The organism is Pseudoalteromonas sp. bablab_jr011 (genome assembly GCF_016464045.1).
GTDB classification, from domain to species: Bacteria; Pseudomonadota; Gammaproteobacteria; order Enterobacterales; family Alteromonadaceae; genus Pseudoalteromonas; species Pseudoalteromonas lipolytica.
Window position 1 is genome coordinate 1 of the sequence record NZ_JACDWU010000192.1, and the last position, 12,171, is coordinate 12,171.

Below are 12,171 nucleotides of genomic sequence, written 5' to 3' on the forward strand. Positions count from 1 at the left end.
GTCAGTACCTTTGCTTTTCAGCAAGCTTGTGACGCATCATTACTGTGATATGAGATACATGATAATAAAATAAAGGCATCAATTTTGATGTTTATACATTAGCTCGTCTTGACTTCAAGGGAGCGTCCATATATGTCATTTCATTAAAGCGTAAGTAGCTTTGATGAACGATATTAAATAACGACTCTACATTATCGACGGCTAATACATTCGCTTTTGGATGTGCATACGGATGAGCACCCGCAATTGCTAAGTAAGCTGCATTGGTTCGGCTGAACAACTCGCTGGCAACAGCCAATGTATTACTTTCAAATAAAGGGCGGGGAACACTGAGAGTGATAGACTCATGTTCACTTAACTTAAAGATATATAAGCCCTGACCTTGCTGATACGCTTGGTTTTTGTCCTGAGGGCTCAATAGTAAATAGCGGCCGCTCATTGTCTGGACGTGTTGTAATTGGTAGTTAAGTAACTCAGCAGTGCCATTAATTTGTTTTAACTGATTTAGGTTATTCTCATTGAGAGGATTATTTCCTATCTGTGCAATTAATTTATACAGTGGTTTGAGTATTTCGAACTCCCAAAGGGCCACCTGGTTTTTAGACAGCAGTTGATATTTAAAACTGCCTTTTTCACTGATATGCACAGAAAAATCATCAATGATTTGGTTAATGTCTCGTTCTAATTTATTAAACTGAAGTGTGCTGTAGCGTTTATTATCGCGATAAGCATTGGCTAATATACTCGCGTAGTTGTCGCTATCTAAAAACACCTCAAGCAAGGAGCCCGAAAATTGTGAGGTGGGTAGACTATTTACTGTTGCGCTACCAAAGAACGTTTCTTCAGACCCCATAAATTGGTGAATTTCTCGTTGGCTTATTGATGCAGGAAGTTGATTATAAATCCAATATTGGCTCTGTGATTTTGCTGGAGAATCAGTTAAAGAGACTTTAGTAAAGTGGTTAGACTCACGTACCTGCAATACTTCATCAGCGTTAAGTGCTGTAATAAATGCTTGATAGAAAGGACTTTGTTGATTCTCTTGTGCTAACGTTTGTTGTGGTGTCTTTGCGGTACCATAAACCAGCGCTTTGCTTTTGAGGTGCTGAAATATAAGCCCTGCTGAATCACTTGCTAAACTTTCGGTGATAGGAAATGGTACGGTGATCAATAAAGGCGCTGATTGCGGATTTTTATTTAATACGAAAAGACCGCGCTGCTGATCTTCAAACGTGTCTATTATATAAATATAGTCTTCATCACTTTCAAGTCTGAATCCTATCGGGTTAAACAGCGCGTTAAGACTGGCTATCGATTGATTATCTTTAATCGCCTGATTAACTTGGTAAACCCCATATTTAAAATCAGTGACAGCTTGATTTGCTTTATAGCTACTCACGGTGACTTTGTTTGACTGTGCGGTATATAAATAACTTTTGTAACGGCTGATTTGCTGGTCAAGGGTGAATACGTGGTGACTTTGAATGTCTGAAGTCTCAGTGTGTTTTGACAGCATTGACGGAACAAGCATCACAATAAAACCAACCAAAATGGCAAATGCCCCCCCAACGACTGAAGTTTGAAACGTTGCCCTGATCACCAGCCCTAATGCGTTTTTTTGGTAAATTTTGAGTGCAAGTAAGGTGGCAAGCATATAACCAAATGCAAACGTATCGGTGACCTTTATAGCGGGGAAATACCACACCACAATGTAGTTGAGAATAAGTTTATACACGAAGCCAATAGTGAAGAAGAATAGCAGTAATCGAGCGCCTTCAATATTGGCGTGCTTAAGGCGAGTAAAGTGAATTAACGAGCCGCCTAACACTAAAATGACCGCTGTTTCAGCGAAAGAGGTCAACAGTTTACTGGGTTGAGTTAACTGAAGTGCTAATAAGGCGGGTAGCATTATTCCGTTAAATTCCCAGCCGTATTTTATGTTTGCTCTTGAGGCAATAAAGGCCGTGATCACTAAAATAATATAGGCCTTGGGAGCGGCAATAATGGATGCCGCAACGGCTTCGTACATAATACCTAAATTAGCAATACTGAAATTAGTAAACGGCATCAGTACGAAGCGAACGAGCACAAAGGTGATCACAAGTTGAATAAAGGTGACTTTTAGACCGTATTTGAAGCCGCCATTCCACATTACATTCGCTGTTAAAGCAATAATCACAAGACCCAAAGAGTACAGTTGTGACGCGTAGTCTAGGGTAATATCCCACTGACTTAATTGATTGGCAACGGGAGGCCACACTAACGTGTCCATACAAACACGTACTAAAATACTCAGCAATATAATGGCAAAAAACCGGTCACGACCAAACATCTCGCCATAACCACATTTTTCCATTATGTAATGGGCGCTAAATCGCATTAAGCCATAAACAACGATTGCTTCAATAATGATAACGACGGCAGATGTGGGACTGATGATGAGCAAAGGCACGATATAACCTGGCACCACAAGCCCCGTTAATGGGAAACCAAAACGTAAGTTCAATAGACAAACAACGGCCGTACCCACCCACACGGTGGTAATAACTGACTGTCCAAGGCCACTGCCTGCAGGAAAGAGAGCTAAGACAAAGTCCATTATTGCTCACTCAGGGTTTCATCAAAACCGTCGTCGAGTTGTGGCTCATTCTCAAAGGTATCGAGAAATTCAAATAAAATACCCGATACTTGAAATGGTTCACCCGAAGCGGTTTGCGATCCATCGGTATGAATCGCTTTTATATTTAAAACATAATGTTGATTATTAAGGACTGCCGGTAAATGAATATCCGCCTTATTTAATGTGACATAGCGCAATTTACCTTTGGCTACTTCGCTATCAAGGGCGCAGCTATGACATAACAAATCTAAGGCTGTCATTTCAAAAATGGTAAGCTGATGTTGTTTAGCAAAGTGTTCTAACGCTGCATTTGTTTGTACGACTTGACCGAACAGGTTAAAGAGAACTGTTGCGCAGCGTGTATGATTAAACACCAACTCTAAGGTTGTTAACTTTTGCTCCATGTCATTGAGCGAACGTTTAACTTGCTGATCGATTGGTTCATGCAGTCTGAACGAGACAAGTCTATTGAGTAAGTTCTGATTCTTCGCCTGAGTTGTTTTATAGATATGATAATGAAAGAGCAGTTCAGCGACTTGTGCTGCAAATTTGTTCACATTTTTCTCAAAGGCGTGTCGATCAAAAGTCTCATTTGGAATAACCGATAAAGCCCAAAAACCCCGAACATCACCCGCGTATACGAGGGGGACCATAAACTCTATTTCGGTGTTGAGCACATTTTTAAAAAAAGGTCGGCTAATCTTTACAATACCCAGTGCTTTTAATGCGTCACTGTACGGGGAACGTTTGTAGTCACGGCGCATTTCTTGGATATTGTCGAGTTCGCAATTGATCGCTCTTATTTCAACAATGCGATGATCATCTTCTTTTCTCGCCAAAAAAATTGATTTTTCGAGATCTAATTGCTGGCTTATTAGTTGAATTATTGGATCCCATGGAGAGGCTTGCTCAATAAAGGTTTGCGGAAAAAAACGGCCCATCATTTTCTGTTGGATATTATTTACAACCCCCGTTAGCGCTTTATCTTCAGATAGTTTTCGTACAATCAAAGCCGAAAAAAGGGTCGAAAAGATAACAATAATGTATTGGCCAACAGGGATATAAACAGCAGTAAACACGATACCAAGGTAACTGACCACGACCCAGAAAAGGCAACTTGCCAAGGCAATGACAAATGAGTAAATAACAGCCAGTTTTTGAAAGCTAAACAGCAGGCTAATTACCAGAGCAAGTTCAATGAGGGCGCTATAACTAGGTTTAAGCTCTATCACCGAGGTTGTTTTTTCGATACTGTCTGCGGCATAGGCCATAAGCAGGAGAGGATCGTTCAATCCCGTTAACTTAGGAGCATGAATATTTACATTAAACGCAGAACTTGTTTGGCCAACAATAATGACTTTATTCTTTAATTGTTCACTCATAACATCAGAGCTTAAAACCCGCTCAGCACTGAATTTAGGGAGAGCACTGACCGCTAATTTAAAATCAATTAGCCGAGGTTGCTGACCTTCATAGCCAAAAACAGTTTGCCAGATGCTATTACACAGAGACTCTTTATCATTGGCTGGGATTCGCATGTGGTAACTTGACCACATTTCAACACGTGGTACACAGTATTCGCTTTGCGTTATAGGATAATAAACACGGTTGGTAATTGAAGGTGTTATATTTTGGTTTGATAAAACGATAACGGCCTTGGGGTTATATTCAGTTATTTTTTCAATAAGTTCTGAATGGTTTTTAGCCAAGTTCTTACTTGTTATAAGTACGATATTGGTGTGCTGTGTTTCACCAAACGATGCTAACTTTTGATAGAAATAAGCATTGCTAGCTTGAAAAAGATTCAAAACATTATTTATCACCACTAAAGCAAACAAGCCAAGCGTAAGCCAAAAAATATGGTGATTCTTTAATAACAATAATCGTTGAGCGACAGCCACGCTTCTTCCTTAATCAAGTGAAGTAAAAGTGAGTGTTAAGCTTGCTGTATCATTTACAGAGACTTTTAAAAAGTCATATCCGTGCATTTTATCTGTGTTCCACTGACTGTTTTGCAGTGCAACACTTTTTTGCCATGAAATCATCGCAATATCATCAAAGCGAGTCATGGCCTCTCCCTTATTAGGAGCATAGTGCCTAAATTGTAGTTTTACACCCCGAGGTGGTTGTTTTTTTTGATCTAATGTAAATTCATCAGATGGTAATGTGAAATCGTGACTAAAGGATTGCCATGCTCTGTCACCACCTTCACTAATTAAGACCTGATGTTGTGAAAAAGCCAGATCATCTACCTCTGTGGTATAGGTGAGTAAGCTTTCTAGCTTGCCGCCGTTTTCAGATTGAATGTAGCCAAATAAAGAAAACTGCTTGCTAAGCATTGGTTGAAAATTTTCATCAGTTAGTTTCATCACACTCATTGTGTGTCTGAAGGGAATGATTGAGGGGGTATTATCAAACTCATCGCGTGTTGAGCATAAAGCTTGAATGCCATTGTGCGGGTTTTCAGTGCACGGTAAAACGCTATTACTGCTATGATCCCAGCGGCTAATTTCAAATGCATCGCTGTCGTTATCCCAATCTTCAAAGTCCCCAAAAATCATTAAATCTCGCCCAAAAGTAAGCTCATTTAAAGTGCCATTGGTGACTTCTATTGCCGATAGATAGGCGGCAGAAGAGGGAGCATACTCACGTAAATCAAGGATAGGAGTCTGTGAATTTACTTCAACGCTGACCTTGTGATTGCGTTTGGTTGCGTGTGCTTTTTTAAAGTACACCTCAGCATAATTATCGCGGGGGATAAGCGTAATATTATCGTCTGAAAATTCGGCTAGGCGCCTTAATAAATAGTGACTTAAAAAGCCCGTTGTAAAACGTGGTTTGTAATCTTCAATAAAAATAGGGTAGGCAAATGCACGCTGAACGGTTTGAGTTTGTTAGTCTAGTTCGACCATCACCGTTACCCCTAATAATGTATCGAGGCGAGCTTGATCAAACACGAGGTTACCTAACCCTAAAATGGCAGGCACATTATTATATACTGCAAAACCTTGTGCTACATGAGGATGGTGTGCAATGAGTAAGTCGGTATTTTGCGTTGATAAATCAACTAAGTGACTTGAAATAAAGCGCGAAGGAGAATAAGTGTATTCCTCACCACCATGTATTTGCGCAATAACAAAATTACTTGGGTGTATTTTTTCAAGCGTTTCTTGCACGTACTCTGCATTTGTTAAATCTGCGGCACCGCCTTTCATTGCATCGGTGACGTAAGTAAGTTCGTGTTCTTTTCCGGTAACTGTTGTAGCGGCAAAGAGTACTAAGTTGAATGTGTCGAGCTGAGCTGTAATAGGGCTGAATGCAGCAAATTCATCAAGACCTGCACCACTAAACAGCAGCCCTGTGTTTGATATTTCAAGTAGTGTGTCTTCTAAACCTGTTTGTAAATAATCGTAGATATGATTATTACCAAGTCCCACGTAATCAATCCCAATTTCTGTTAAGCCTTGTAACGAATCAGGTAACGAAAAAAAGCTAAATTCTTTGGTCGGATGAACGACAGCAGGGTTACTGGTAATCGGTGACTCTAAATTGACTGAAGCAAAATCTGCGTATTTAAACAGGGAAGCAATATCTTTAGTAATTGCGATGCTATCAGCTGCGGCTGTCGCTGGACGAATGAGTGCGTCACTCACATTGGGGATTGTGGTGCCCATTGTTGCGAGACTCGGGTCTAAGTAACGACGTCCAAACATTGAATCACCCCCAAATACCAGGCTTTTACTCGTTGCAGGTTTGGCATGGAGTTTGATTTGTGTGGTTGTCGAGTTTGGGTGATTTACAAGAATACCTACTTTGGTAAAGTAACTATTCTGTTGAATTGTAATGGCATGATTACCGTAACTCAGCTTATCAATAAATACCTGACCATTATTGTCAGTCGTATATTGTTGCTCTGCAATAGTCAGCGGAATGTTACTTAAGGGAGTTAAGTCGTCATTAACGACAGTCAGCGAAACACTAGCATGGCCTGTTAAAAGTGATTCACGTGCGTCGATCACATCTTGCTTTTGTTGTTGAGGTTTATCCTCATTTGGATCTTTTACTTTGCATGCCACTAAACCAAGACAAACAAATAAAAGCAAAAAATTCACGACTACTTTAAACAAATGATCCTCGTTTTTACTTTATTTACATTTCTTTAGGGCAATATTTACTGCGGACGCATTCTATCGACGTTAACAGATTGGAACAACCAAACATTGACTCTGAAAATTCAGATATTGTCCTCATAAATGCAACATGCCATCTACTTTTACACCCAAAATTGTAATTTTAGTGCTTTGTTTGTGCACCGAGTGTTAAGTGTAGTTTAAATTTAATACTTCGCAGATTTTTACTTTTAATTTTATACAACTAGCGCTGTGAAGAAAGGAATAAAAAGACAATAAAAAAGGCCTTTGCGGCCTTTTTGTGCGTATGGGCTTTCACAAAATGAAAGTTAGAATTTGTATTTAACACCTAGCATAGTAACAACTGGATCGATTTCTACCGTTGATGTGAGTGCTTTTGCGCCATCTGCATACACGGTTGCATCAGTATCGATATCGATTAATGCGACCATACCGTGTAGACCCCAGTTTTCATTCATCATGTAGTTGAAACCAGCTTGTGCTGCAAAACCAAATGAATCATCTAATTTTACTTCTACATCGTTTGTACCCAGCGTTGCTTTTAACGCTGCTGAAGCCTGCTCATCAAAGAACGTTGTATAGTTGATACCGACACCCACAAATGGACGGAATTTGTAAGTTGAATCTAAAAAGTGATATTGCGCGATCAACGACGGTGGTAATTGTTTAATGTCAGCAATCTTGTTGCCTGCTAAGCCACCCGTGCCTTGAACATCATGACTAAATGGGGTTGCTGCAACTAACTCAAGTACCCAATTATCATTAAATGCGTAATCGATAGTGATACCCACTTGTGTATTGTCATCACCACGTAAACCTAAAGTAGGTGCTTCGTTGATTTTTGAACTGTCGTTATCAGGGTTAACATTAATCGCACCGACGTTGACGCTTAAGTTAGCGTTTGCAACAGGAGAGAGTGCTAATAATGAAGTCAGTAATGCAATGCTTAATTTAGTTTTCATGCTGTTCTCCACGAACTACTTGTCTTGTTTAGTTGAGGCTATTATTACCGAGTCGACACAGCTAAAACCTGTTCTAGATCAAAGTTTCAAAAATGTTTGAACGAAGTGAAGCTTTTTTTTGATTTAGATTAAGTTTTTAACCAAGAACAGAAAAAAAGTAATTGACTCTTATCGGTTTTTTGAACCTCTAGAGTCGCTCTTTTTTATTGTTTATTTGTATTTAGTACATCTTAATTATTACTAAAAAAGGGCCTGCAACTGTGCCCTTCCTTGGCAGAGAGGGGCATTATTCATCATGGTTTTCGCAACAGTAACGTGCTGTGCAAAGCAGGCTTATTAATGAATGCAAATGACGATAATGCATGGCGAACAGTCATTACTTTCACTTTCACATTGCGGTAATAAAAGCGCGCTGTAATACCCTTACTTATCTCAGTGGCTAGGGTTATTATGAACTGCGTACTAAATTCACACGTTGAGCAACATTTATCTGCCTATGATGAGGTGGTTGATGTTTTACAAACCTTAATTCGATTTAAATCTGTCACACCCGCACAAGCAGGAGCGATTGATTGGTTAGCAAAAAAATTAACCACGGTTGGTTTTGAGTGTGATGTGTTTAGCGATAATCAAGTAACGAATCTAATCGCTAAAGTCTCATTTGGTGATGGACCCGTAGTGGCTTTCTCAGGGCATATTGATGTTGTTCCTGCTGCACAGGGTGATTGGAAAGTTGATGCGTTTTCGGGTGACATTGTTGATGGCGCTGTGTATGGACGCGGCGCCGCAGATATGAAAGGCGGTGTAGCTGCCATGTTATGTGCAACACAGGCGCTGCTGCAACAACGCAAAAACGTGCGAGGAACCTTTTATTGGTTGATCACCTCAGATGAAGAAGGCGAAGCCGAGTATGGTTCTCTTTTAATTGCACAGAAACTGGCTCAACAAGGCGTCATACTAGATGGGTGTCTCGTGGGTGAGCCAACCAGTCATTTGCATGTTGGTGATACGATTAAAAATGGTCGCCGCGGAGCGCTCTCTGCACGTTTATTTATAAAAGGGAAAGCGGGGCATGTTGCTTATCCTGAGAACACCGTGAATGCGGCACATATTAGCGCAGAGGTCGTAAAGCGACTCATCGCCATTAACTGGTTTAAAGATGAACCAAGCTCAGAAACGACATTACAAGTAACCGGTATTAATATTGCCAATGTGGTCGATAATCTTGTGCCTGCACAGTGTGAATTAACGTTTAATGTACGTTACAGCCATGGCTATAAAAGTACCGATATAAAAAATGAAATTCAGGCTGCCTTAGCTGATCTTTCGCAGCACCTACAGGTGCAGTGGGAGCGCCCATGTGAGTCTTATTACACCCCCCATAAATCAGGCGGCTGTTTGCTCAAACAGGTTGAGCAGGCGATACATCAAGTAACTGGCACATTTCCAGTCTTAAGCACTCACGGTGGTACATCAGATGGCCGTTTTTTTGCGAGTGAGCATACGCAAGTAATTGAATGTGGTGTGCGAAACCACACTATTCATCAGGTGAATGAACATGTTCCTGTGGCCGACTTACTACTCATTGAAAAAATTTACAGCGAGCTGTTGGTTAATATCTTTAGCAATGTTAACACCTAAAAAGCATAGATAATCGGCCGATTGGCCGATATCCACTGTGTGTTTTAGCGAGACTCGCCCAAATAGCGTTTAGCTTTACTGGCCTTTACTTTATTAAGATCAACCAGTACAAGACCATCGATACAATTATTAAACTCAGGATCGATACTAAAGCTGAGAAATTGTACGCCGCCGGGTTCGCATAATTCGGTATATTGTTTAAACAAAGTGGGGACTTGAGCGCCAATATTAGCCAGAATATGCTTCAGCTCTACAAAATCCTCTTTAATATCATTCCCTGAAAATAACTGAGTACATTGTTCACGCTGTTGTTCAGTATGACGAAATTCATTGTTGGGTATCGCTAATGTTCGCTGCGCACCGTAATAATGCTGATAGTAATGAACGAGTAAAGATTTTGCTTGTTCGGGTAAGGCATTTGATACACTAACAGCACCAAATAAATAGCGATATTGCGGGTACCTATTTACAAATGCGCCAATACCAAACCATAAGTAATCGAGGCTTTTTCTGCCCCAATATTTGGGCTGTACAAAACTGCGACCCAGCTCAATACCTTGTGCGAAATATGGCGCCATTTCGTCGCTGTAACTAAATAAGCTATCGGTATACAGTCCCTTTTGGCCATGTTTTTCTATAATATCTTTTGCACACGCAAGACGATATGCACCAACTAGTTCCAGTTGTTTTGCATCCCACAGTACGAGGTGCTGATAATCCATATCGTATTTATCAATATCACGTCGCTTACCACTGCCTTCACCGACAGCACGAAAGGCTATTTCGCGTAAACGACCGAGTTCACGAAAAATCGGAGAGCTACCGCTATATTGATAAAGATAAATTTTCATTCCGTCTGATGTTTCACCGAGCAGTTCGCACTGTTCAATGGCTTTCTTTAAATCCTTAGTGGCCTCTGGGCTTGCGATTGGCGTTTGTGTTTTTAAAGGTAATGGCTTTTTAGTGATCAGGCGATAAAGCTGCTTTCTGATTAATTGCGCAATTTCTTTATCTTTTAAATTCTCAATTAAATATGACTCAGGCGGTATTGATGCACCAATTTCAAACTCTAACGATTTTTGTCGTTGTTTAAACATTTCTTTGACCAATAACAAGCTTGCTAATGGTTTGTAGATCATCGAAGTGCCATAAAATAGTGGGCTGTTTTTGGCTTTAATATAAATTGGCAAGATCGGCGCGTTGGCTTTTTTTGCCATGCGTAAAAAGCCGCTGTTCCACTTACAATCTTTGATACCTGTAGGGCTTAGTCGTGACACTTCACCAGCCGGAAATATTAATAATGCGCCTTCTGATTTTAAATGCTGTTGAATATTGGCCAGCTCTTTCTTTTTACTTGTCCCCGATAAGTTGTCGACGGGTAATAACAATGAGTGCATTGGCGTGATTGACATCAGCATGCGGTTAGCAACGACTTTAAGGTCGGGTCTAATGCTGGATAGCACTTTGATTAATGCTAATGCATCGAGCGAGCCAATTGGATGGTTCGCAACAATAACAACATGACCCTCACTGGGGATGTGTTCCATTTGTTTTGGTTTGTAACGTGTATCAAAGTCAAGTTCATCGAGTACTTGCTCAACAAACTCGAGCCCCTGTAAGTGAGGGTAGGCATCGCCAAAGGCAACAAACTCTTGTTCATGTAATAAATAGCCTAGCCCCTTTTTTACCAACCCTTTTACTTTTGGTGAATTTTCTAACTGTGGTAAATTTGCTTCTATTACTTTATCAACACTGATCATACACACCTCAATCTTAAACGCATCTAGCGATATAAGTAGGGTAAAAGCTCGCTGTGACAGTTAAGTTGCAGTTGTGTGACTTTTTAAAGAGCGCTAACGATAAGCGGAGAACAAAATGATTTTACTTGTGGCAATCACTGGCCGAGATTGCAGTCAATTAATTGAACGATTACGTACTTTATTACCCGAAGTGGAAGTACAGTTGTGGTCAGAATGTACAGATTATAGCGCCGTTGAATTTGTATTGGCGTGGAATGCGCCTGCAGACTTATGGGCTAAACTCCCTAATTTAAAAGCTGTGTCGTCGTTTGGTGCAGGCGTAGACAGCATTGACTTAACGGCGATTGCCCCCTCTGTTCCTGTGGTACGTATTGTCGACGAGACCCTTGCCAGCGATATGGCTGAATATGTGTTGACCCATGTATTAGCGCAAAAATTAAGATTGAAAGAATATTTTTTAAAACAATCACAAGGAGCATGGAAACCCAAACGAGCCTATGCACATCAGCATGTGGGTATTTTAGGCTATGGTGAGCTTGGAAAGGCATGTGCCAAACGTTTGGTGGCGAATGGTTTTACGGTAAGTGCATGGTCAAATAGCGAAAAACAAGAACAACAGGTTACTTGTTACCATACAGAAAATGGCTTGAATACAATGCTAAAACAGGTTGACTACTTGGTGTGTTTGTTGCCTCTTAATCAACATACTACAGGCATTATTGATGCTGCATTATTAAGTAAGCTGCAAAATCATGCGGTGCTCATTAATGTTGCCCGTGGTAAGCATGTTGTTGACGCCGATTTGCTGGCGGCTTTAGATAACAATTCCTTACGTGGCGCAACGCTTGATGTGTTCGCTGAAGAGCCTTTACCTGAAGGGCACCCATTTTGGTCTCATGATAAAATTACACTCACTCCTCATTGTGCTGCTTTATCGGATATAAACACGGTAACTGAACAAATTGCAGGTAATGTAAAAAGGTTGCTAAATGGGGAAAAGCTAGTAAATCTGGTTGATAGAACAAAAGGTTATTGAC

The 12,171-nt window shown here is 40.5% G+C and carries 8 protein-coding genes; 2 read left to right on the top strand and 6 right to left on the bottom strand.

The features are described 5' to 3' along the window. Positions 1-91: 91 nt before the first annotated feature. From JIG41_RS11200 to JIG41_RS11220, 5 genes are all read right to left on the bottom strand, one after another. Positions 92-2,599, bottom strand: a complete 2,508-nt coding sequence (locus JIG41_RS11200; protein ID WP_206770759.1) for a poly-gamma-glutamate biosynthesis protein PgsC/CapC — start codon at positions 2,597-2,599, stop codon at positions 92-94. Further along, a complete protein-coding gene (locus JIG41_RS11205; protein WP_199524747.1) occupies positions 2,599-4,521 on the bottom strand; it encodes a hypothetical protein in 1,923 nt (640 codons plus the stop codon). Before JIG41_RS11205 ends, JIG41_RS11200 begins: the two co-directional genes overlap by 1 nt. A gap of 9 nt (positions 4,522-4,530) precedes the next feature. Beyond that, positions 4,531-5,355, bottom strand: coding sequence for a hypothetical protein (locus JIG41_RS11210; RefSeq protein WP_199524748.1), 825 nt, complete (start codon positions 5,353-5,355; stop codon positions 4,531-4,533). 159 nt (positions 5,356-5,514) lie between these two features. After that, complete coding sequence (locus JIG41_RS11215; protein WP_199524749.1) at positions 5,515-6,732, bottom strand: CapA family protein; 1,218 nt, start codon at positions 6,730-6,732, stop codon at positions 5,515-5,517. Positions 6,733-7,079: 347 nt separating this feature from the next. Beyond that, positions 7,080-7,733: an OmpW family protein gene (locus JIG41_RS11220; protein WP_075593739.1), complete on the bottom strand. Its 654-nt coding sequence runs from the start codon at positions 7,731-7,733 to the stop codon at positions 7,080-7,082. Positions 7,734-8,183: 450 nt separating this feature from the next. Here JIG41_RS11220 and dapE point away from each other — a divergent pair, with 450 nt between their 5' ends. Beyond that, complete coding sequence (gene dapE, locus JIG41_RS11225) at positions 8,184-9,374, top strand: succinyl-diaminopimelate desuccinylase (RefSeq protein WP_180310986.1); 1,191 nt, start codon at positions 8,184-8,186, stop codon at positions 9,372-9,374. A 44-nt stretch (positions 9,375-9,418) separates the two neighbouring features. Here dapE and JIG41_RS11230 read toward each other — a convergent pair whose 3' ends face one another. Then, on the bottom strand, positions 9,419-11,134 hold the full coding sequence (locus JIG41_RS11230; RefSeq protein WP_180310985.1) for a lysophospholipid acyltransferase family protein: 1,716 nt from the start codon (positions 11,132-11,134) through the stop codon (positions 9,419-9,421). A gap of 115 nt (positions 11,135-11,249) precedes the next feature. Here JIG41_RS11230 and JIG41_RS11235 point away from each other — a divergent pair, with 115 nt between their 5' ends. Further along, positions 11,250-12,170: a glyoxylate/hydroxypyruvate reductase A gene (locus JIG41_RS11235; RefSeq protein ID WP_199524750.1), complete on the top strand. Its 921-nt coding sequence runs from the start codon at positions 11,250-11,252 to the stop codon at positions 12,168-12,170. Position 12,171: the final 1 nt, after the last annotated feature.